Source organism: Puia sp. (assembly GCF_036500295.1).
Lineage (GTDB): Bacteria > Bacteroidota > Bacteroidia > Chitinophagales > Chitinophagaceae > Puia.
Map to the genome: position 1 here is coordinate 25755 of NZ_DASYCH010000075.1, position 22242 is coordinate 47996.

Consider the following 22242-nt stretch of genomic DNA (forward strand, 5'->3'; position numbering starts at 1 on the left):
TGGCTATCCCTGCACCTCTCTTCAACGACAAAAATCAAAAGAAATTTTGGAAAATCCGGGCAAAAGGGTGCTTTTGCGACACCGCGCGCACGGAATTAACACCGATTTTGGTTAAGAAACTTAACAGAAAATCGTTTTAGCTAGCCTTTCTGTAAACATACTGGCGACATTCTGAAGCCATCGGCCTTTGAATGCACCCATCATCCCTATATCGTCGGCAACTTATAACCGTTGTGATATTCCTTCATTAGGTATTGCTGATTGACCCCCTCATCGGTGAACTTCCCCGCCGCCTTGTCCCAGGCAAGCCGCTGCCCGCTGCGCAGACTGATATTTCCCATCTGGGCAACCGTAGCCACCAGCGAACCATCCTCGATCGAACAATGCAGTTCCTCCATCTTACGGTTACGCACAACGCCAATGAAATTAGCCATATGATTGTCCAGGCCGTTGTCGGATGACTTCACAAAAGGCTTGCTCACCTTGTTCTTGCTTTGCCGTTCTTCGATCACCTCCCATCCGCCCCGGCTAAGCACCAGCGTACCGTTATTGCCGATATACGCGATGCCGTGATCCCGGCCATAACTGCCGTTGTCGATGCCCATCGCATGGTCCCACACCAGGTTAAACCCATCAAACTCATAAAGGGTCGTCAGCGTATCCGGCGTTTCTTCATACAGGTCGGGATAAGCGAATTTGCCTCCCAGCGCCGCGATCGTCTTCGGATATTGCGCCTTCATCCCCAACAACCCATAATCCAGCAGATGCACACCCCAATCCGTCATCAGGCCGCCGGCATAGTCCCAAAACCAACGGAAGTTGAAATGGAACCGGCTCGCATTGAACGTCCTCGTAGGCGCCGGGCCCAGCCACATCGCATAGTCCACGCCCGCGGGCGGCGCCGTATCCGGCACGACCGGTCCGGGTTTCATCCAACCCTGATAACACCATACTTTCACCGTCCGGATATTCCCCAGCTGTCCCGACTGTACAAAATCCACCGCATCCTTGAAATGCTGCTGGCTGCGTTGCCACTGCCCGCCTTGCACCACCCTGTTGTATTTCTTCTGCGCAGCCATCATCGCCCGGCATTCCCCAATGGAATTGCCAACCGGCTTCTCCACATAGACATCCTTGCCCGCCATACAGGCCTCCATCATGATCAGGGCATGCCAATGATCGGGCGTACCGATGATCACCACGTCGATATCCTTTTGCTCCAACAGCTTCCGGTAGTCCCCATAGGTCTTGATCTTACCCGTATCCACCTTCTTGGACTCCAGTTCCTTCATCCGCTTGTCAAGGACGTTCCTGTCGACATCACAAAGCGCCACGACATTGACACCCGGCAACTTGATCGCAGCCGAAAGATCGGCCCAACCCATGCCGTTCAGGCCAATCGCCCCGACATTGATCTGGTCGGAAGGTGAAACACCGCTAAAAGAAGAAAAAGGATGGGAACTAAAAGCCGAAAGAAGGATCGCTCCACCCGCGAGGGCCGAGCCTTGCTGAAGAAAAGTACGCCGGGAATTTTTCATATACAAGCCGCGCAGATTTGCTACGCAGCTTCAATATACAAAAGATTCTGCAATCGATTGTATTTTGCCGTGACCCCTCTCCCGCAACTCGTCCGGAGGGGTGTTATTTCTGTCTCTTCAGGTAGATCACCGATCGGATGTTAGTGACCGCCGCGCCGCTGGTGTCGAAGCCTTGCGAGGTCAGCGTCAGACTGTCTCCCTTCAGCACATACGTAGAGCCCTGCCCCTTGGACGTGGAATCCAACGCCGCGAGGATCCCGCCGCTGGGGAAGTAAAGCGAGTCGCTGCCGACCATCGTATATTTGGCGGAAACCGATGTGGGCGGTATCGTGTAACTCAGCGCCTGCTTGACGGAGTCATACACCACACTGTTAAAGGAAAAGTAGGTTGTAAAAGAAGTATCTACCGTATATCCAAGGCCGGAAACGGCCATCGAATCCGTGTTGAAACTTATCGTACCGACATTGCTCTTGGTAACAAAAGAGGCGGATGTAACAACCCGGACCCCACCGGTCGTATCCGCTGTGGTTTGCGTTTGTGCGCTCATCCCAAGAAAGGCCCAGGTTCCGCCAAGCCCCTGGGAAGTGAGGGCACCGGATTTCTTACAGGAAACGACGATCAATATACACACAATAGGGACTAGGAAACCGATGGTTTTTCGCATGGTACTGGCTTTGACAGCCATAACGAAAAAACAGCCTTTTTAGTGTGATCCAACGCGCCTCCCCGCGGCCCTCAACTGGTCCCTGCGCGCCTCTCAGCCGGCCTCTGCGTGGCCTCTAATGCAGGTTCTTACTCACCAGTGTCTGCGAGAAATCCTCATAGAAAATGTTCTTACCTCCCGTAGTATCCGTCCGCCAGTCTTCCATTCTCACCGGCCCGACTCCGGGACTGAGATAAGAGACAACTTCTTCCAGTATCGTCGAATGACAGTCCGTGATCACTTCGACATTCTTATATGCTTGGTATCCATAGATGGAAGCCGGCGCAGCATAGCCATATTGTACCGATGAGATCGGACACGCCGGATTCGAATAGTCCCCGCCGGTACCGACCGCCCCATCCTGGTTCACCGTCTGAAAGAAAGTATAGGGTTGAAAATACGGTGCATCCGCTTCGTAGACCGCAAAATTGGAAGGATCGACCGCGATAAAGGCGCTATCAAACCAGCCATACTGGCCATCCTGAAGACCAAGGAAGATGGTCCCCGAACCCGGATCGGTCCATGTCGTCTTGGTCGCCACCATCGTATCAAGGTACGCCTCCACCGCGCCGGAATCCGTAAACGCCGAATCCTGGTAGTACCAGGTATTCCCCGCCGTCAATGGAAAAAGTGAATTCGCCCCATAACCCGGATTAGGACCGGAGGTCTTCTTATGACAGGCAACGGATAACAGGGTAAAGGCAATTAGGATTAAAGCAAAATATCTCTTCATAACCAGGGATTTCGGCGGCTTGGAACCTCCGCCTTTGTTAAAGTTTATCCGGACTTTGTTAACGAATTCCTAAGATTAATACGTGCACAAGGGGTTTTAAGTTGTGTTTTAAGCTAATTTTAATTCAAACGATCCTTTCTCAAATGTCAATCCGACTGTTATCCTTTCTGTTCCCTGCGGTCTTTATTTGCAGCACCTCCATCGCCCAGACCGTCTCCGGCGATTATTCGATCCCCGGCTTCACTTTTCACACGGGTGAAACGACCTTGCCGGTCCTGAAGCTCCACTATGTCACGCTTGGTCAACCGCGAAACAATCAACAGGGTCAGGTGAGTAACGCCGTTCTCATTCTCCATGGTACAGGCAGCAGAGGCCGTAACTTTCTTACCCCTTCTTTCGCCGGCGTGCTCTTCGGCCCCGGAAAACTGCTCGATACCAACAAATATTACATTATCCTGCCCGACGGCATCGGCCATGGCGGCTCGAGCAAACCCAGCGATAGTCTTCATATGCGATTCCCCCATTACAATTACGATGACATGGTGAAGGCCTGTCATTTGCTGCTCACCCGCCATCTTCATGTCGATCATCTCCGGCTGATCCTCGGCACTTCCATGGGTGCCATGCACGCGTGGATGTTCGGCTATACCTATCCGAAATACTGCGACGCCTTGCTTCCGCTGGCAAGCCTTCCCGTCGCCATCGCCGGCCGCAACCGCATGATGCGCAAACAGGCGATCCGCCTCATCGAAATGGATCCCGCCTGGAAAAATGGCGAGTACAGTGCCGAACCCCTCCAGGGCCTCGCAGGCGCGTCCTCCTCCCTTTTCTTTATGAACAGCAGCCCGCTGCAACTACAAAAGAAAGCGCCCACCCGCGAAGCAGCCGATCAACTTCTGGCCGCCATGGAGAAGGGGTATCTCTCTTCCCTCGACGCCAACGATCTCATCTACCAGCTGGATGCCTCCCGCGACTACGACCCCTCCCCCTGGTTATCGAAAATAAAGGCCACCGTCTATGCCATCAACTCCGCCGACGACCAGATCAACCCGCCCGAACTCGGCATTATGGAGAAAGAGATCAAAAAAGTACCAAAAGGAAAATATATCCTCCTTCCCATCACCGAAAAAACCGTCGGCCACGGCACCAATTCCCTGCCCGCCATCTGGGGCGAGGATCTCGCCCAGCTCCTCGTCGCCACAAATAAAAACTAGATCAAACACCCCCACATGGAATACCAGCAAACAGAAGACATCCTCACCCAGCCACCCGCATTTAAACTATACAAGGATAGCCATATCGGCATCGCTACCTTCCTGGGCGGCCCCCTCATCGGCGGCTACCTGGCCGCAGAAAATTTCAACCGCCTCGGCGCCCCGCGCGGCGCACGAAACGCCTGGATCATCGGCATCGTCTCCACCCTCCTCATCTTCAGCGCCGTCTTCCTCGTCCCCGGCATCACAAACCTCCCAACCTTCGTGATCCCCCTCCTCTACTCCACCATCACCCGGGTCCTCGTACAAAAATATCAGGGCAATGCCCTCCGCGCACACGGCGCCAACGGCGGACAATATTATAACCCCTGGCGCGCCGTCGGGATCAGCCTCATCGGCGCCGCCCTGCTCCTCGCCGTCCTCATCGGCATCATGTACTATTCCGATGCCTCATAAAAGAGCCCTCTCAGCCCGCTACCTCAGTCGTACTGGATTAGCTTCGCTGCTCCATGGCCTCCGGCGGCCCCCTTACCCAAGGCCTCTCAGCCCGCTACCGCGGGCTGCGGCTTTTTCACTTGTTCGCGTCCGCAAGCAAGCTTGCTACCGCTCCCAAGCAAAAAAGCCGGCCAGACTTATCGTCTGGCCGGCCTTGTGGGTTGTACTGGATTCGAACCAGTGACCCCTACCATGTCAAGGTAATACTCTAACCAACTGAGCTAACAACCCGTATACAACCAGTCCGGCTGCATTCGAACTGCAAATTTTCATTAAAATCCCCAATTAACAAAATCCCCCGCCCAAATACCCCCTGATTTTTTTATTTTTAGCCAACCCTACCCTTAAAGCCGGGAACAAATGGAAGGAACCCCCAAAGACAAACTGATCGTAAAACTCCAATACCGGGACTATGAAGCAGGCGAATTCACCGCAATCCATCCCTGCGACGCCGCGGAAACCATCCGGCTGATCGCCAACTACCCCTGGGAAGAGCAACGTGACCATATCTCCATCGGCCTCACAAACCCCTCCATTACCATCGAGGGACCCGACAACGACTTTCTCAAACTATCCCCTTATTACAACGGCAAATTTGTCCTGCATTATTTTGATAAGGACCACCACCTGTTTACCCGGTCGTTCGACACGATTTCCACCGTCGATCCGGTCATCCAGTCCTTTTTCGGGGTCCATCCCTTCGATCCCGCCGGCTTCAAAAAAGAAACCACCTGGCTACAGTCCAACTCTATCCACTTTAAAACCCAGGAATTCCATTACGCCCTGACCCCCGCCCGCCTCATCGGTCCTGTCCTCGCAGCACTGTTCCTGCTTGTTGTCGCCACAGTCTGGACCCTCGGCTTTCTCGCGCTGACGCATTTCTCCATCGCCTTCCTGATACTCCCCGCAGCGATGATTATCCTCCTGGTACGGATCGCCGCCCTGGCCGCCAACCATTACCGCTCCGCAAAAGACAAACTCCTCATTCTCTCAAAAGGAAAAGATGAATTCTCATTCGGAAATCCCTTTTCGCTGAATACTTACAACAAAAAAGACATCCGGCAGATAACAACCTATGGCCGCCGCCAGCGTGGCGGCTACCCCGCATTGACAAGAGTGGAAATATTTTTTGAAAATGGCCGGACCATCGACATCTCCTGCCTCATCATCCACCAGGAAACCCTCGTCGCAAAATTCCCGCATACCCCCCACTCCATCGTCGGCAAGTCCTTCCCCTTTATAAACCCCGACGCCGCAGCTCTTTTCGGATAAGCCCCAGCTCACGGCCCGTCTGCCCCGAAACCGAACTGTTCTCCTGCGCCCGCCGCATCAGATAAGGGATCACATCCTTCAAAGGCCCGAACGGCAGGTACTTACTCACCGCACAGCCGGCCTTGGCCAGATTGAAGGTGATATTGTCACTCATGCCATACAACTGCGAGAAATGAACATGCGGATGATTCAACGCCACCCCCTTTTCCTGCAACAGCCGCACCGCAAGCAGATTGCTGTATTCATTATGCGACGCAACGATCATTGAGACACGATCCAGATGCGCGATACAAAACTCCACCCCCGCATTGTAATCTTTATCCGTCGATTCCTTATCGGGTTGAATAGGCGACGCAACACCCTTCTCCAACGCACGCCGCCGCTCTTTCTCCATATAGGCGCCCCGAACCAGTTTGGCCCCGAGGATAAAATCCCGCTGCTCGGCCGCTTCAAACGAATCTTTTAAAAAGGCCAGCCGGTCCCGGCGATAAAGCTGGATCGTATTGTAAACAACCGTCCTGCCCCTGTTGAACTGCTCCATCATCAATATCGTCAGCGCATCCACCGGGTCCTGTATCCAGGTCTCCTCCGCATCCACAAGCACCCCGATCTTTCGATCGGCCGCCGCTCGGCAGATCTGTTGCATCCGCCGGCTCACCGACTGCCACTCGGCAGTTTCCTCCGGCGTCAACAGTTCCAAGGCCCGGGCATATCGTTTCATCAACGATCCCTCGATGCCGGCCATCGCCGCATCCAGCTTTTCCAAAAGGCCAAAACGCGCAAACCCCGTCACTTTAATACTCATCAAAGGGATATTCGCCTGCGTGGCCGCATAGTCGATCACCCGGATGAATTCTTTACACGCATGGTCAAAACCTTCCTCCCCATCCTCACCTCCCTCCACTCCATAGTCGAGGATCACCTGCACCCGGTATTCACCCAGCTTCCGCGCCACATCCGCCGTTTCATCCAACGTCTCCCCACCTACAAACTGATTAAAGATCGTTTCCCGGATGATACTCCTCACCGGAAAACCCGACCGGATCATCCACGGCGTAACCCGCGTCCCGATCTTCACCAGCGCGGAAAAACCCATGCTTCGAAAAAGGAACTCGGCCTTTTTTAGTTCTTTGTTGGACTTGTATTCAAATGCATTCGCGGTATTTTCAAAAGAAACAGATTTGGGGGTGGTACTCATTGACAATCGATAATTTGGCCGCAAAATTAGCGATTGCTGCAAAAATTCACCGTATTTTCGGATTAAATCGTCTGCTCATGAGAAAACGCGCGCCCCTTTGGCCCCTGATGGGGCTTTTTCTTGCCTGCCACCCTACCCCCCATTATGACACGATTGTAAAGAACGGCACCGTCTATGACGGCACCGGCGCCAGGCCCTTTTTAGGCGATATTGCCATCCAGGGCGACACCATCGCTGCCATCGGCGACCTTTCCGGAGCAACGGCCACCACTATCGTCGACGCAAAGAACAAGGCCGTCAGCCCGGGTTTTATCGATCTCCAAAGCCAGTCCATGGTCTCCCTCCTCCAGGATGGCCGCTCCCTCGGCGCAATCAAACAGGGGGTCACCCTCGAGATCTTCGGTGAAGGCTCCTCCGAAGGACCTTTCACCGATACCATGCGGCAGACCGAACAAAAAGACCAGGGCGATATCAAATACCCTGTCGAATGGTCCACCCTGAAAGAATATCTCCTGCACCTGCAAAAAAACGGCGTTTCGACAAATGTCGCCTCCTTCGTCGGCGCGGCCACTATCCGCGAGAACCTGCTCGGTTACGCCAACCGCGCCCCCGACAGCGCGCAGCAGGACCGGATGAACGGGCTCGTCCGCAAAGCCATGGAAGAAGGCGCCCTCGGCATCGGCTCCGCCCTCATCTATGCCCCCGGCGCCTATGCAAAGACCCCTGAGCTCATCCAGCTATGCAAGGCAGCGGCGCCCTATGGCGGCGTCTATATCTCCCATATCCGCAGCGAAGGGAACCGCTTGCTGGAAGCCGCTGACGAACTGATTCACATCTCCGCGGAAGCCCATATCCCCGCCATCTTCTACCACCTCAAAGCAGCCGGTAAACCCAACTGGAACAAGATGGACAGCCTCATCGCAAAGATCGACAGCGCCCGCAAGGCCGGCCTCGACATCACCGCCTGCATGTATACCTACACCGCCGGCGCCACCGGCTTCGACGCCTCCATGCCCACCGCCGTACAGGAAGGCGGGCTCGACAAATGGATCCAGCGCCTGAAAGACCCGGTCATCCGCAAGCAGGTGATAAAAGAGATGCGCACGCCGTCAAAGGATTGGGAAAATCTCTACCTCGGCGCCGGCGCAGACAACATCATCTGCACCGGCTTCAAACAGGACTCCCTGAAGTACCTCACCGGCAAACGCCTCAGCGAGATCGCAAAAATGCGGCATACTACCCCCGAACAGACCATCATCGATCTCGTCATCGCCGACCACTCACGGGTAGAGGTCATCTATTTCCTGATGAGCGAAGAAAACGTGAAAAAAGAGATCGCCCTTCCCTATATGGCCTTCGGCTCCGACGAAGCCAGCATGGCGCCCGAAGGAGTATTCCTGAAAAGCAGCTGCCATCCCCGCGCCTATGGCAATTTCGCCCGGCTCCTCGGCCACTATGTCCGCGACGAAAAACTGATCCCGCTCGAAACAGCCATCTACAAACTCACCGGAATGCCCGCCGGCTGGCTGAAGCTGAACAAACGAGGAACGCTAAAAACCGGTAACTACGCCGACGTCGTGGTCTTCGACCCGGCCACGGTAAAAGATAATGCCACCTACGAAAAACCCCACCAGCTGGCCACCGGCGTAGAGGACGTCTTCGTCAACGGCGCCCAGGTCCTCAAAGCAGGAACACATACCGGCGCCAAACCCGGCCGCGCCGTTTTCGGCCCGGGCTACAAAGCCGGCTGAACAAAGCCGGCTGACCCCCACCGCTAATTTCAACCCGCAAGCCCTTATCTTTGCCGCGCCAACGGCGAAATCAACACGCACCATGACGATCCTTCACACCGATATCTATAAGTTCTCCATCCCGATGCACCCTTTCACCATCGCAACGGGAACGATGCACTACGCCCAGAATATTTTCATCCGCATACACACCGACGCAGGCTACTACGGCGTCGGCGAATGCTCCGCCTTCCCCATGATCGTCGGCGAAACACAAGCCACCTGCTTCGAGATGGCAAAAGACTTCGCAGCCCTCTGGAAAGGAAAAGACGCCGCCGCACTGCCGACCCGCATGCAGGAACTCCACGATTTCACGGCCTTCAACGCAACCATCAAAAGCGCCTTCGACATGGCCCTGCATGATCTCGCCGCAAAAGCCGCCGGACAGCCGCTCTACCAGTTCCTCGGCAACGGGAGCACCAGCGACAACAGCAGCGGGAAAACCATCGCGAACAGACCCATCGAGACCGATCTCACCATCGGCATCGACACCCCGGAGAAAATGGCCGCCAGAGCCGTCGAATTCAAAGCCGACGGCGTCCGCATGATCAAGGTAAAACTCGGAAAAAACGGTCCCGAAGACGTCGATCGCATCAGCCGGATCCGCGCCGCCGTCGGCCCGGACATCATCCTGCGCATAGACGCCAACCAGGGCTGGGACTTCGAAACCGCCCGCACCACCCTGCAAAAAATAGGACCTTTCGATATCCAGTTCTGCGAACAGCCTATGCGACACTGGGATGACCACCGCCTCCCCCTGCTGCGCAGCCAGTCACCGGTAAAGATCATGGCCGACGAAAGCGTCTTCGATCATCCCGATGCAACCCGCCTCCTGGCGGCCAAAGCCTGCGACTACGTCAATATAAAATTTGCAAAATCGGGCGGCATCCTCGAAGCCACAAAGATCGATGCCGTCTGTAAAGAACACCAGATACCCTGTATGATGGGCGGCATGCTGGAAAGCCGCGTAGCCCTCACCGCCTTCGCCCATTTCGCCCTCGCCCATGACAACATCCGCTTCCACGATATGGATACCTGTCTGCTGGGACACAAGACCGACCCGGTCACTGGCGGCGTTCGGTACAACGGCTATTTCCTCGAGACCCCGGATACCCCCGGCATCGGCGCCGACGCGGATGAAGCCTTCCTCCGGCAATGTGAACACGCCTCAGTCTAACAGTTTCAGCGCCTCCTGGTCGTCATACTGCTGGATCAGCCGCTTCAGTTGCTGCTTCAATTCGGCAATCTTCCCGGCATACGCCGGATCACCATAAAGGTTCTTCACCTCATGCGGGTCCTTCTCCAGGTCATACAGCTCCCAGAAATTCCCCGGCCCATAGAATCGCGCGAGAACCCATCGCTCCGTACGGATGCCGAAATGCGGATAGACATGATGCGGCTGCGGGAACTCATAGTAATGATAGTACATGGCCTTCCTCCAGCCGGCGGCAGCGGCAGCAGTCGACCGCGCACCCCGCCTGCCGTCCACCAACGGCAAAAAAGAAACTCCCTGCATATCCGCCGGAGCCGGGATCCCCGCAATATCCAACATCGTCGGCGCCCAGTCGATATTGAGCATCATCGCCGGAACCGTACTCCCCGCCTTGATAACCCCCGGCCATCGCATCACAAACGGCGTCCTGAGCGACTCCTCATAGATCCACCGCTTGTCGAACCAGCCATGCTCGCCAAGAAAAAATCCCTGGTCCGAAGTATACACCACGATCGTATTCTTCGACAATCCACTCCTGTCCAGATAGTCCAGCAACTGGCCGATATTGCGGTCCAGCGACCTCGCCACCGATAAATAATCTTTCAGATACCGTTGATACTTCCAGCGCAGCAACGCCTCCCCGCTGTCCTTCCGCGCATCGAATTCCCGGCTGACGGTATTCTCATAATAATTGTAAAAAGCCTTCTTCTGCTCCGGAGTAAACCGGTTGTAAATGCCGCTATGCTCGTAGTCCGCATGCACCTTCAGGTCCTCCCTGAGCCGCATCGTTTTCGCGATCGTCATATCCTGATCCGCCGCCGCCTTGCGCCCGGCATAGTCATCATGAAAAGTCGGCGGCAACGGAAGATCCCGGCCATCATAGGCGCCCAGGTCCTGGATATCGGGCAGCCATTCCCGATGGGTGGCCTTTTCACCCACAACCAGCATAAAGGGCTTCGTCGTATCCCGCGCGGCAAGCCAGTCCTCCGTCAGCTTCGTGATGATATCGGTGACATAACCCGTCATCCGCGTCGTATCCCGCGAATCGATCAGATCGGGATTATAGTACTCCCCCTGCCCGTTGAGGATACGGAAATAGTCGAATCCCCGGGGAAGATTCCCCAGATGCCATTTCCCGATCCATGCCGTCTGATAGCCATTACCCCGCATCAGCATCGGAAACACGGGTTGACTGGTATTGAACTTTTTCTCATTTAACGTATAGCCGTTCTTATGACTGTATTTGCCCGTAAGCAACGTCGCCCGGCTGGGCCCGCAAATGGAATTGGTGACCATCGCCCGCGTAAAAAGGGCTCCTTCCCGGGCGATCCGGTCGATATTGGGCGTCGCAGTCAACCGGCTGCCATATGCGCCGATCGCCTGATAGGCATGATCGTCTGACAAAATAAAAATTATGTTAGGTCGCCCGGCGCCAGCCGCCGGAACAACCGCCCGGCTCTGCGCCCGGCCTGCCGCACCCGCAAAAAGCTGGAGCCCAAGCAAGAAAATGATATGTCCTTTCATCTGTATATATTTGCAGTATGCAAATTAAAGCAAAGACGGCCAAAGAATCCCTCATTGTCATGACGGAACTGGTATTGCCAAACGATACCAACGTATTCGGCAACCTGATGGGCGGCCGCCTGATGTACTGGATGGATATCGCCGCCGCCCTGTCCGCAGGAAAACACTGCAACGCCCCGGTGGTCACCGCCTCCGTCGACAATATATCCTTCGAAAACCCGATCAAACTGGGCAATGTGGTGCACATTGAGGCAAAAGTCAGCCGCGCATTCAAAAGCTCCATGGAAGTGCACATGAAGGTCTGGGGAGAAGACCTCACCCAGCAATATCGCTACAAGAGCAACGAAGCCTATTATACCTTCGTGGCCCTCGACCCCAACCGCAGACCACGCCCCGTCCCCGAGGTCAACGCCGAAACAGACGAGGAAAAAAAATTATACGATGGCGCACTCCGCCGCCGGCAATTACGCCTGATCCTCGGCGGAAAAATGCAACCCGAAGAAGCCGGCGAACTGAAAGCCTTCTTCATGAAAAGCTAAGGCCGAGGATTATTTTTTAAAGACATGCTTTTGTTCTATATTTAGAAAGCGTCCACAGTACACGATAGGTCGCTTCTGGTATCCCGTGCCCGTCACACACCAAAGCTTGTCATTAATGAATTCCCAAAAGCGATTCATCAACTGCTGTATCCTGCTTATACTGCTAGCCTTATCAGCGAGCCCCGCCCTCTCCCAGGACGGCGCCGGCCCCGATAGCCGGCTTTACAATGGCCACGAATATATTCGAAACGGCATCCACGCGGTAGGCTTTCCCTTCTTGCTTTCAGACAGCCTGCAACCGGGCACCCTGGTCTATGACGGCATCCTATACCCCAATCTCCCGATGCAATATGACCTCGTTCTCGACGAGCTCATTATCCGCGACTATACGGGCAAGGCGCTGATCAGCCTTATCCCGAACAAGATCGGCCACTTTCTCATCGGGGATCATTCCTTTCGCTATATCCCGGAAACCCCACTCGCTTCATCGCTACCCAAAGCAGGCTTCTACGAAGAGCTTTGCGGCAGGGACTCCGTTGCCCTATTCGCCCACCGCGAAAAAAAACTCGTCTTCCCGGCCAGGCCCGAAGACCCGGTAAGATATGAACAGCGCAGTTATTACTTTCTCCGCATCGGCAGCGCCTACACTCCCGTCGATGGCGAATCCTCCCTCCTCGCACCACTGAAAGACAAAAAACCCACCTTGAAAAAATACATCCGTGACAATAACATCCGCTTCAAAAAAGACCTTGAGAAAGCGCTTGTATCCACGACGGCGTATTATCTGAAATTAACCAACTGACATGCCCCACCGCCCGCTTCATATCTTCCTTCTTATTCTATTCCTCATCGCTGGAGTGGACACCAAGGCACAGGACCGGCCGCGGGTGACCGGCAACTTCGAAGGATATACCTTCCAACGCCTCGCCGCCCGCCTGGAAGGCATCACCGGCTATCGTTTCTACTACGATCCAAAGGACGTCGACAGCATGTCCATCGAAATGTCGGTCAACAAAGCCACCCTCTCCCAGATCCTGGACCAGATCTTTCAGAATACCGATCTTCACTATACCATCGATCCCTCGGGACGCATCTTCATCACCAGACACGTCGTCCTGCTCACCACCCTGCCCATGCGGCTCGGCGGCGCCACCCGCCTGCCGGATTCATCGAAGAATATCCTCAGCGAAGAACAGCCGCAGCAGGAGCGCTCGGGGTTGAAAAAAGCACTCGTCGAAAACCAGTTGCTGGAGATCGGCAGCAGAACCGGCCGCTCAGGCGGAAAAGCCACCATCGCCGGCTACGTGCGGAATAGCAAAACAGGCGAGCCGATCGTCGGCGTCAACGTCTATGCCGATACGACGGCACTCGGAGTGGCGACGGACCAATTCGGCTATTATTCGCTCACCATCCCCAAAGGCCGCCATATTATCCACATCAGCTATGCCGGACTGAAAGATACCCGGCGCCACATCGATCTCCACTCGGACGGAAAACTGGACGTCGATATGGTGGATGCCATCACCACCCTGACAACGGTCATCGTCTCAGCCGAAAAGACCTCCAACACCCAAAGCGTGCAAATGGGCGTAAACCGGCTGAACATAAAACAGATAAAACAGGTGCCCGTCGTCTTTGGCGAAACCGATGTAATGAAGGTCGTTCTTACCCTCCCGGGTGTCACCTCGGTAGGCGAAGCCAGCAACGGGATCAACGTCAGGGGCGGCTCCACGGACCAGAACCTGATCCTCTTCGATGACGCAACAGTCTATAACCCTTCCCATCTCTTCGGGTTCTTCTCCGCCTTTAACCCCGATGTCGTAAAAGGGGTCGAACTCTATAAAAGCGCCATCCCACCCAAATATGGCGGCCGCCTGTCCTCCGTCCTGGATGTGACCATGCTGGACGGTAACAGCAAAAAATGGTCGGGCGTCGCGGGCATCGGTCCCCTGACCAGCAAATTTGCGATCGAAGGGCCCCTCCAAAAAGACAAAACATCCATCGTGGCGGCATTCCGCACCACCTATTCCGACTGGCTGCTGAATGCCGTCCCAAACAGCGCCTACAACAACAGCAAAGCCAATTTCTATGATGGGAATATCCGTATCACCCATGTCATCGATCCAAAGAACAGCCTCTATCTGATGGGCTACCTCAGCTCCGATTGGTTCAATCTGAACAATGACACCACCTATCGCTATAAGAACAGGAACGCCAACATAAAATGGAAACACATTTTCAACAATAAATCCTACGCTCTTTTTTCAGCCGGTCTCGATCGCTATCAGTATGGAATCTCCGATCCCCACGATACGGTCAACGCGTTTAAGCTGGGATTCGACATCAACCAAACCTGGTTCCGCGCCGAGTTCAGCTACACGCCCAACAACCGGCACTCGATCAGTTATGGTGTCAACAGCATCTATTATACGCTGCACCCCGGTTACTACTCTCCGGTCGGCGCGGACTCCAGGGTCGTCAATAACGTACTCGCCGCCGAGCAGGGACTGGAAAACGCCGTCTATCTGGGTGATCGCTACACCGTCAATTCAAAACTCTCCATCGATGCCGGCATCCGGTACTCCATATTCAGTTATCTCGGGCCACATGATGTCTACAATTACGTCCCCGGCCTTCCAAAACAGGTGACAACCATCACCGACACCACGGTCTATAATAAAGGAAAGATCATAAAAACCTATGGCGCACCCGAGATCCGGCTGTCCGCCCGCTACACGCTTTCCGATAACTCCTCCATCAAGGCCAGCGTCAATACCCTCCAGCAATACATCCACATGCTCTCCAACACCGTCGCCATCTCCCCGACGGATATCTGGAAGCTAAGCGACCCCAACATCAAACCCCAACAGGGCCAACAGGTCTCCATCGGCTATTACCGGAATCTCAAGTCGAATACCATCGAAGCATCCATCGAGGTCTACTATCGGCGGATAAAGAACTACCTGGATTATAAAAGCGGCGCCCAGTTGGTGCTGAATCCGCATATCGAAACCGATGTCCTGAGAACAAAAGGAAAAGCCTATGGGGTCGAGCTCCTGCTAAAGAAGCCCGCGGGCCGGCTGAACGGCTGGCTCAGCTACACATGGTCAAGAACCTTTCTCAAACAGGACGATCCACTCGCGGGCGAACTTATAAACGACGGCAAGTATTACCCCGCAAGCTTCGACAAGCCGCATAACATCAATTTCGTCGGCAATTACCGCATCACTCACCGCTACAGCATCTCGACGAACATCGTCTACAACACCGGCCGGCCGATCACCCTCCCCCTGGCCGTATTCACCCTCGGCGGATCACCGGGACTCTATTATTCCCAGCGCAACCAATACCGGATACCCGACTATTTTCGCGCCGACCTGTCCGTCATCATCGACGGCAATCACCGGCTCCATCAGGCCACACATAATTTCTGGACCTTTGGCGTATACAACCTCACCGGACGAAAAAATCCCTACTCAGTATACTTCGTCCAGGAGAACGGCCTGGTAAAGGGCTACCAGTTGTCCATATTCGGCACGCTCATACCCTTCGTCACCTATACCATAAAATTCTGATCATGAAGCTCCGGGTCCTGTATATTTCTCTATTGATGGTGACGCTGCTGGTGGTCGTCATCCGCTGCAAACAGGTCTATGCGCCGCCCGCGATCAAAGCCACAAACAATTACCTGGTAGTCGACGGATTCATTAACACCGGCGCCAACGCCGTCTCCTCCATAAATCTCAACAGAACAAGAGGCCTCAACGACTCCACACCTTCGGGCATCCCCGAGTTGCATGCCAAAATCTCCATCGTAGCATCCGGCGGCGCCGGCTATCCCCTCACCGATACCGCCGGCAACGGCACCTACACAAGCGCCCCGTTAAACCTCGACATCAACCAACGCTATTCCCTCGAGATCACGACCTCGGACGGCCGCAAATATGCTTCCGATGCAGTCTCCTGCAAACGAACCCCGCCGATCGACAGCGTCTACTGGCGCCAGCCCGGTGACCTCACGATCTATGCGACTACCCATGATCCCGCCAACAATACCCGGTACTACCGCTTCGACTATCTCGAAACCTGGGAACACGATGCCAACCTGCAAACACCCTGGATAGTCGTCAACGGCAGGATCACCGCCGCCGACTCCCTCACTCAGCGATCCCAGTGCTGGACCACGGTCCCCTCCGGCAATGTCCTGCTGGCCAATTCCACCGCCCTCTCCACGGATGTCATCAACGGCTTTGCACTGACCACCATCCCCTACGGCGACACCCGGTTCAACATCAAATACACCATCCTCGTCCGGGATTACGCCTTGTCGGAAGACGCTTACAATTACTGGCTACTCGTTCAGAAAACCTCCGACAATCTCGGTACGCTGTTCGACCTGCAGCCCACTCAGTTGCTCGGCAACATCCACTGCACCAGCAATCCCTCCGAAGCGGTCATCGGCTATCTCTCCGCCACTTCGGTACAGGAGCAACGGATATTCATCTACCGGTATTATCTGAACAGCTGGCCCCACAACGATCTGACCTATGGCTGCGATTCGATAAGTATTCCCAAAAACCCAGCGGACGCCCTTATCTACACCTACCCGGATACCCTCTATGCGCCCTGGTATTTCATCACGAATGGTCCCCTGGTGCTCGCCTCCCGCATCTGCCTGGATTGCACGCTCTTCGGCGGTTCCAATAAAAGACCCTCTTTCTGGCAATAATGGGGATCCAAAAAAGACATATCATCCCTTTCCTGTTGCTGCTCCTCGCCGGCGGGATCCGCTGCAGACAAACCTACGCCCCGCCCGCCATCCAGGCCGTCAACAGCTATCTGGTGGTGGATGGGTTTATCAACACCGGGACAAATAGCATCACCACCTTTAAGATCAACCGGACCAGAAATCTCGGTGACTCGACCGTCACCGGCATCCCGGAATTGCACGCCCGGATCTCCATCGTAAGCGACAATGGCGCCACCTGGTCCCTCACCGACACCGCCGGCAACGGCACCTATACCAGCGCTGCCCTCACGCTCGACATCAATCATCGTTATAGCATCGCGATCACGACCTCCGACGGCCGAAAATATGCTTCCGACCCGGTCCCCTGTAAGCAGTCCCCCCCGCTCGACAGCGTCTACTGGCGCCAGCCCAATGATTTCTTCGTCTATGTTTCCTCTCATGACCCCACCGGCAACACCCGCTACTACCGGTACGACTATACCGAAACCTGGGCGCACGATGCCACCTTTTCAACGCCCTGGGGCGTGGCCAACGGCAAGATCATCGCATTGGACACGACAGATCAAACGACGTTTTGCTGGACGACCGTCAACTCTTCCAACGTCCAGCTGGTCAATAATGCCGCACTTTCGCAGGACATCGTCTCCGGATATAACGTCAGGACCATCCCAAACGGCGATTCCAAAATAACCAAACGCTATAGTATCCTCGTCCGCCAATACGCCCTGACGGAAGAAGCATACAATTATTGGCTGCTCATTCAAAAGACCTCCGACAACCTGGGAACTCTTTTCGACGTCCAGCCCACCCAACTCGTGAGCAACATCCACTGCATCACCAACTCTTCCGAACCCGTCATCGGCTTCCTCAGCGCCACCTCGGTACAACAACAAAGGATCTTCGTCTATCAGACCTGGCTCAACAACTGGCAGCACCAAAGTCTCGTTTATCAGTGTGATACCCTCGAATTAGGCTATGATCCGTCCACGTTCCCGGCTTTCAATCCACCAAAGCAGGATTCCGGCTACGCTCCCTATTATTTTCATGGCTTTACGGTCCTGATACTGGCTCCACAATTTTGTCTGGACTGCAGATTGTTCGGCGGCACAAACCAAAAACCTTCATTCTGGTAATATGCGGATCATCACTACGACCCTCTTGCTTTTCATTTGCGGCGCCGCCTGGGCGCAGGCCGAAAAAGATAGCCTGCAAAGCGCGTTCGTCCGGTACCAGTCGCATACCCCCCGGGAGAAGCTGTTCGTACACATGGATAAGACGGTTTACCTCGCCGGGGAAACCATTTGGTTCAAGCTGTATTCGCTCGACGCGGTCGCCGATACTCCCCTTACCCTCTCAAACGGGGTCTACGTGGAAGTCCTGGATAAAGATCAGAAAGCCGTGTTGCAGGAAAAACTGGCGCTCGACAACGCCAGAGGCGACGGCTATTTCAGGATACCCGCCTCCATTCCCTCCGGCCATTATGTCTTCCGCGCCTATACCAACTGGATGAAGAACTTTAGCCCCGACGGGTATTACCAGCAACAGCTGACGATCCTCAACACCCTTAGCGAATCGGCAGGCCCCGACTCCTCCCGCCATGGGGAGGATAATATCCGCTTCTTCCCCGAAGGCGGTAACCTCGTGAACGGCATCTCCTCCGTCATCGCCTTCAAAGCAGTCAACGCCGCCGGCCGGGGTATCACCTGTCACGGCGTGATCGTCACCCAGCAGCAGGACACGGTCGCCCGTTTTCAGTCAAACCAACTGGGGATGGGAAACTTCTCGCTGACACCCGCAAAAGGGAACAGCTACTATGCACGCGTGGAAACCCCTTCTTCCGTCCAGACGGAAAAACTCCCCACGGCATTCGACCAGGGCTATGTAATGCACCTCGATCGGCCCGAAGGAAAAGATCTTCGCATCCTCGTAACCGCAACATCCGCCACCACCGCTCCGGTGGTGTATCTTTTTGTGCATACCCGCGGCCAGGCAAAGATGGTCCGGACCGGCTACCTCAATAACAACCAGGTCAGCTTCTCCGTCAACCCGGACAGCCTCGACGAAGGGATATCCCATTTCACCGTCCTCAATAGCAACCGGCAACCGGTCTGCGAACGGCTTTGGTGCAAACCACCCCGCCGGCAATTACACATCGGGGTAAATATGACCGCGGCGGCAAACCCACGCGAAAAGATAATGGTCCGCCTCTCCACGACGCGGCCCGACAACCGCCCCGCCAGGGCCAACCTGTCCGTGTCCGTATTCCTCCTTGATTCCCTGCAATCTATCCCGGAGGAGAACATCGTCAACTATCTGCTGCTGACCTCCGATCTCCGCGGAAGGATAGAATCCCCGGCTTCCTATTTCGAAAACACAGACCCGGCAACAAGTGCCATCCTCGACAACCTGATGCTCACACAGGGATGGACTCGCTTCCGCTGGGAGGATATCCTCCGGGATAAACTGTCAAACCTGGACTTCCGGCCGGAAAAGGATGGCCTGCAGATCAGCGGAAGGATTATAGACAGAAGGACAAACCTGCCTCCCCCGCCGACGATCGGCTATCTTTCGGTACCGGGTAGACGCTTTAGCCTGGCAACGACCCTCAGTCGCAGCGATGGCAGCCTGCTGTTTCACGTCAACCCCTTCTACGGGAGCAGGGAGATCATCGTGCAGGCCGATAACCGCGCGGACAGCAATCTCCATATCGAGATCTCGAACCCTTTCTCCGACCGGTTCGCCTGGCAACCGGAAACGGATTCCCTGATCCCCGCCGGAGCCCGGAACCAACTCCTGTATCGCAGCATAAATGTACAGGCGGAAAATGCCTATCGCACCGCGGAGAAACATCGGCTGTCGCCCCTCTCGCCGGGAGACACGACAGGGTTTTATGGCTATCCCGATCTCCGGTATAACCTCGACGACTATACCCGGTTTGTAACGATGGATGAAGTGGTCCGCGAATATATTCAGGATGTACGCGTTCGCAGGAATTCCGGCAGCGCTTATTTCCGCGTGCGAAACGCCCTGTTCAACAATTTCTTTGACGACGATCCCCTGCTGCTCGTCGACGGCGTTCCTGTATTCGACGGAGCGAAGATGATGTCCATCGATCCGCTCAGGATCGATAAGATCGACGTCGTCTCCCACCGGTATCAATACGGTCCCTCATTTACCGATGGTATCGTCAGTTTCCTTTCTTACCAGGGAGACCTCGGTGGGTATACCCTGGATCCCTCCGCCGTAGCGGTCCAGTATAATGGGTTCCAGCAACACCAGGAATTCTATTCTCCCATCTACCAGCCGGGCGACCAAAGCCCCCTGCCCGATCTCCGCAACCAGCTGCTCTGGTCGCCCGAGGTCGATACCGACGCCGCCGGCGAAAAACAGCTCTCACTGTACACCTCCGATTGGAAAGGGAAATATGTTCTGGTAGTTCAGGGGATCACGGCCGATGGCCTCCCCGGCTATGCGGTCAGCACGTTCACCGTCGGAAAATAGAACCGCCTACCCTCCACTGTCCTCGCCCCGTCGGCCCTCCCTGCCCGCGTCGCCGCCGGCCCCGGATGTGCCGCAGTCAATACGCCGATCCTTCCGGCATCTCCTCCGCCTTGGCGAACGCCGCGTTTGCCTTCGCCCGGTACTCCGCCGCGCCGTTCTTATGCTGCGCCTCCAGGCATTGCGCCAGCCCCAGCATCGACCACCCGTTCCCCGGGTTATGGACCAGGTCATCCCGGTATAGCTTCTCCGCCTCCACCGGATTTTTCTGCCTGAGCAGGCAAGCCCCCGCAAAATGCCGCGCCGGCAAAACCCAATCTTTCGGCTCCCCATAGGTCATCGCATCTTCGAGCCGGATCGCCTGTTCAAAAGCGGTATTCGCCTCGCGGTTGTTTCCCCGTGCAAATAGGATCTCGCCTTCAAGGAGGGCCGCTGCAACGGAAGCACCCGCGATCGGCGCATTGTGTGGCCGGATCCTCTCGGTCAGCACCGGGTCCTTCATCTTCAGCCGCAGCCCATCCAGACAAGCCGTCGCCGCCGGGACATCCCCCTTGCGGACAAACGCCATCCCCCGCGCAAATTCGTTGAGTATCCAGGCATACGTCCACGCGCTGTCCGGCTCGGCCCGGTCCAGAATTGACTGCCATTTCCTCATCCGGATATCGACAAAAACCGGCATCGTATACAGGTATTGCAGGTAGGTTTCTTCATGCCGCATCCTAGGCTCCGCTATCCGCCGGCATTCCTCCGCCTCCCGCATGGCCACGTCATACATCCCGCCGGTAAGGGCGCAGAAGGATTCCACCGCATGATAATGGATAATGGAAGACCCAAGATGCAGGTTCGGCGCCAGCCGGACGAATTCCCTTTGCGCCTCACTCGCCGAATCATTAATGGCCACCCCACGCACATAAAGACCCGTCCGCTGAAAAGAATGACTGGCCATATGCACCATATGCGGGACACCCGGCATCAGCAAAGGCAGCTTCTCTGCGCTGGCCAGCGTCGCCTCCGGATGCCGCGAGGCTTCCAGCAAATGGATCTGATAGTGTAAAGCCGCCGGATGGTTGGCATCGGCCGCAAGGATCTCCGCGCAATACCGCACCAGCTCGGGCGTCCAGGGCTTTGGCTCGCCTGCCGGATCAAACATATCCCAGGCATGTTCGGTCATCACCCCATCGATATACAATGCCTTGATATCCCGGTCGCCGGGATATTTCGCGATCATCCGTTTCATGGCTTCCGAATAGGCGCTGTTCAGGTCGGCGCGGTGGCTGTCTGAGACATCATCGGAATACCGCCGGTCCATGACGGCCGCCAGGTCCTTCTCCTTTTGCGGTGCATTACCCGCCAATCGGTTCATCTTCTTCAACACCGGCAACACCCACGAAGGCATCTTATAAGTAAAGGTGCTGTTATAATAAGGTCCCATGGCCAGGGCCTGCCCCCAGTAGGTCATCAGGCTGCTGCTGTCTCTCAACGAGGCTTCCCGGAAGGAAGCAAGGGACTCCGTCAGGTGATAGCCGTAGTAAAGGCTTAGCCCCTGATCAAAATAATATTGCGCACTGTCATTGGTAGTGGAAATGGGATAATGATAATGCCCCCATCCGGGAAAAATGGGCGAATCCCGGCCCGCTGCGTCCGGCGACGGGTCCGTCTCCGCGGCGGATGAACAATCGACGATCTCCCCCTTCCTTACATAGCCGGAAGGAACAGGTTGCCGCGTCCCCGTACTGAGGGATAAGAAAAGCAGCACGAACAATAGTCGAAACATA

At 55.4% G+C, this 22242-nt stretch carries 17 protein-coding genes and 1 tRNA gene; 11 read left to right on the top strand and 7 right to left on the bottom strand.

Annotated features, from left to right (window positions below):
- Positions 1-206: 206 nt before the first annotated feature.
- The 3 genes from VGM48_RS14830 to VGM48_RS14840 all read right to left on the bottom strand — a co-directional run bounded on the left by VGM48_RS14830 (position 207) and on the right by VGM48_RS14840 (position 2974).
- The gene (locus VGM48_RS14830; RefSeq protein ID WP_331580416.1) at positions 207-1538 is read right to left on the bottom strand and encodes a Gfo/Idh/MocA family oxidoreductase; all 1332 of its coding nucleotides are present in this window, start codon (positions 1536-1538) and stop codon (positions 207-209) included.
- Positions 1539-1641: 103 nt separating this feature from the next.
- On the bottom strand, positions 1642-2202 hold the full coding sequence (locus tag VGM48_RS14835; protein ID WP_331580418.1) for a hypothetical protein: 561 nt from the start codon (positions 2200-2202) through the stop codon (positions 1642-1644).
- Between the two features lie 115 nt (positions 2203-2317).
- Entirely contained in the window at positions 2318-2974 is a 657-nt protein-coding gene (locus tag VGM48_RS14840; protein ID WP_331580420.1) for a hypothetical protein, read from the bottom strand.
- A gap of 143 nt (positions 2975-3117) precedes the next feature.
- On the opposite strand from VGM48_RS14840, the gene VGM48_RS14845 reads away from it, so the two are divergent.
- Together VGM48_RS14845 and VGM48_RS14850 are read left to right on the top strand one after the other, a co-directional pair.
- On the top strand, positions 3118-4188 hold the full coding sequence (locus VGM48_RS14845; protein ID WP_331580422.1) for an alpha/beta fold hydrolase: 1071 nt from the start codon (positions 3118-3120) through the stop codon (positions 4186-4188).
- Positions 4189-4203: 15 nt separating this feature from the next.
- The gene (locus tag VGM48_RS14850; RefSeq protein WP_331580424.1) at positions 4204-4644 is read left to right on the top strand and encodes a hypothetical protein; all 441 of its coding nucleotides are present in this window, start codon (positions 4204-4206) and stop codon (positions 4642-4644) included.
- 196 nt (positions 4645-4840) lie between these two features.
- Here VGM48_RS14850 and VGM48_RS14855 read toward each other — a convergent pair.
- A tRNA-Val gene (locus tag VGM48_RS14855) sits at positions 4841-4914 on the bottom strand.
- A gap of 129 nt (positions 4915-5043) precedes the next feature.
- On the opposite strand from VGM48_RS14855, the gene VGM48_RS14860 reads away from it, so the two are divergent.
- Positions 5044-5955 carry a hypothetical protein gene (locus tag VGM48_RS14860; RefSeq protein WP_331580426.1) on the top strand — a complete coding sequence of 304 codons (912 nt, stop codon included), beginning with the start codon at positions 5044-5046 and terminating at the stop codon, positions 5953-5955.
- Here the strand turns inward: VGM48_RS14860 and VGM48_RS14865 are convergent.
- Positions 5921-7153 (bottom strand): proline dehydrogenase family protein, encoded by a 1233-nt coding sequence (locus VGM48_RS14865; RefSeq protein ID WP_331580427.1) that lies wholly within the window; start codon positions 7151-7153, stop codon positions 5921-5923. The genes VGM48_RS14860 and VGM48_RS14865 overlap by 35 nt on opposite strands.
- A 77-nt stretch (positions 7154-7230) precedes the next feature.
- Here VGM48_RS14865 and VGM48_RS14870 point away from each other — a divergent pair, with 77 nt between their 5' ends.
- Both VGM48_RS14870 and VGM48_RS14875 read left to right on the top strand, forming a co-directional pair.
- The gene (locus VGM48_RS14870) at positions 7231-8904 is read left to right on the top strand and encodes a D-aminoacylase (RefSeq protein ID WP_331580429.1); all 1674 of its coding nucleotides are present in this window, start codon (positions 7231-7233) and stop codon (positions 8902-8904) included.
- An 82-nt stretch (positions 8905-8986) separates the two neighbouring features.
- Entirely contained in the window at positions 8987-10120 is a 1134-nt protein-coding gene (locus tag VGM48_RS14875) for a dipeptide epimerase (protein ID WP_331580431.1), read from the top strand.
- Here the strand turns inward: VGM48_RS14875 and VGM48_RS14880 are convergent.
- A complete protein-coding gene (locus tag VGM48_RS14880) occupies positions 10112-11680 on the bottom strand; it encodes a sulfatase (RefSeq protein WP_331580433.1) in 1569 nt (522 codons plus the stop codon). The genes VGM48_RS14875 and VGM48_RS14880 overlap by 9 nt on opposite strands.
- A 17-nt stretch (positions 11681-11697) precedes the next feature.
- Between VGM48_RS14880 and VGM48_RS14885 the strand changes: the two genes are divergently transcribed.
- The 6 genes from VGM48_RS14885 to VGM48_RS14910 all read left to right on the top strand — a co-directional run bounded on the left by VGM48_RS14885 (position 11698) and on the right by VGM48_RS14910 (position 20470).
- On the top strand, positions 11698-12219 hold the full coding sequence (locus VGM48_RS14885; protein ID WP_331580436.1) for an acyl-CoA thioesterase: 522 nt from the start codon (positions 11698-11700) through the stop codon (positions 12217-12219).
- Positions 12220-12334: 115 nt separating this feature from the next.
- Positions 12335-13021, top strand: coding sequence for a hypothetical protein (locus VGM48_RS14890; protein WP_331580438.1), 687 nt, complete (start codon positions 12335-12337; stop codon positions 13019-13021).
- Between the two features lies 1 nt (position 13022).
- Positions 13023-15794, top strand: a complete 2772-nt coding sequence (locus VGM48_RS14895; protein ID WP_331580440.1) for a TonB-dependent receptor — start codon at positions 13023-13025, stop codon at positions 15792-15794.
- A gap of 2 nt (positions 15795-15796) precedes the next feature.
- Positions 15797-16948: a DUF4249 domain-containing protein gene (locus VGM48_RS14900; RefSeq protein ID WP_331580442.1), complete on the top strand. Its 1152-nt coding sequence runs from the start codon at positions 15797-15799 to the stop codon at positions 16946-16948.
- Positions 16948-18102 (top strand): DUF4249 domain-containing protein, encoded by a 1155-nt coding sequence (locus tag VGM48_RS14905; protein WP_331580444.1) that lies wholly within the window; start codon positions 16948-16950, stop codon positions 18100-18102. The genes VGM48_RS14900 and VGM48_RS14905 overlap by 1 nt, the downstream gene beginning before the upstream one ends.
- Position 18103: 1 nt before the next feature.
- The gene (locus VGM48_RS14910) at positions 18104-20470 is read left to right on the top strand and encodes a hypothetical protein (RefSeq protein WP_331580447.1); all 2367 of its coding nucleotides are present in this window, start codon (positions 18104-18106) and stop codon (positions 20468-20470) included.
- A gap of 76 nt (positions 20471-20546) precedes the next feature.
- Here VGM48_RS14910 and VGM48_RS14915 read toward each other — a convergent pair whose 3' ends face one another.
- Positions 20547-22241, bottom strand: a complete 1695-nt coding sequence (locus tag VGM48_RS14915) for a hypothetical protein (RefSeq protein WP_331580449.1) — start codon at positions 22239-22241, stop codon at positions 20547-20549.
- Position 22242 lies beyond the last annotated feature (1 nt).

Excerpts from the sequence above, each read along its gene's own strand:
- VGM48_RS14830 (WP_331580416.1), bottom strand. The coding sequence starts at position 1,538 with ATGAAAAATTCCCGGCGTACTTTTCTTCAGCAAGGCTCGGCCCTCGCG.
- VGM48_RS14835 (WP_331580418.1), bottom strand. The coding sequence starts at position 2,202 with ATGCGAAAAACCATCGGTTTCCTAGTCCCTATTGTGTGTATATTGATC.
- VGM48_RS14840 (WP_331580420.1), bottom strand. The coding sequence starts at position 2,974 with ATGAAGAGATATTTTGCTTTAATCCTAATTGCCTTTACCCTGTTATCC.
- VGM48_RS14845 (WP_331580422.1), top strand. The coding sequence starts at position 3,118 with ATGTCAATCCGACTGTTATCCTTTCTGTTCCCTGCGGTCTTTATTTGC.
- VGM48_RS14850 (WP_331580424.1), top strand. The coding sequence starts at position 4,204 with ATGGAATACCAGCAAACAGAAGACATCCTCACCCAGCCACCCGCATTT.
- VGM48_RS14860 (WP_331580426.1), top strand. The coding sequence starts at position 5,044 with ATGGAAGGAACCCCCAAAGACAAACTGATCGTAAAACTCCAATACCGG.
- VGM48_RS14865 (WP_331580427.1), bottom strand. The coding sequence starts at position 7,153 with ATGAGTACCACCCCCAAATCTGTTTCTTTTGAAAATACCGCGAATGCA.
- VGM48_RS14870 (WP_331580429.1), top strand. The coding sequence starts at position 7,231 with ATGAGAAAACGCGCGCCCCTTTGGCCCCTGATGGGGCTTTTTCTTGCC.
- VGM48_RS14875 (WP_331580431.1), top strand. The coding sequence starts at position 8,987 with ATGACGATCCTTCACACCGATATCTATAAGTTCTCCATCCCGATGCAC.
- VGM48_RS14880 (WP_331580433.1), bottom strand. The coding sequence starts at position 11,680 with ATGAAAGGACATATCATTTTCTTGCTTGGGCTCCAGCTTTTTGCGGGT.
- VGM48_RS14885 (WP_331580436.1), top strand. The coding sequence starts at position 11,698 with ATGCAAATTAAAGCAAAGACGGCCAAAGAATCCCTCATTGTCATGACG.
- VGM48_RS14890 (WP_331580438.1), top strand. The coding sequence starts at position 12,335 with ATGAATTCCCAAAAGCGATTCATCAACTGCTGTATCCTGCTTATACTG.
- VGM48_RS14895 (WP_331580440.1), top strand. The coding sequence starts at position 13,023 with ATGCCCCACCGCCCGCTTCATATCTTCCTTCTTATTCTATTCCTCATC.
- VGM48_RS14900 (WP_331580442.1), top strand. The coding sequence starts at position 15,797 with ATGAAGCTCCGGGTCCTGTATATTTCTCTATTGATGGTGACGCTGCTG.
- VGM48_RS14905 (WP_331580444.1), top strand. The coding sequence starts at position 16,948 with ATGGGGATCCAAAAAAGACATATCATCCCTTTCCTGTTGCTGCTCCTC.
- VGM48_RS14910 (WP_331580447.1), top strand. The coding sequence starts at position 18,104 with ATGCGGATCATCACTACGACCCTCTTGCTTTTCATTTGCGGCGCCGCC.
- VGM48_RS14915 (WP_331580449.1), bottom strand. The coding sequence starts at position 22,241 with ATGTTTCGACTATTGTTCGTGCTGCTTTTCTTATCCCTCAGTACGGGG.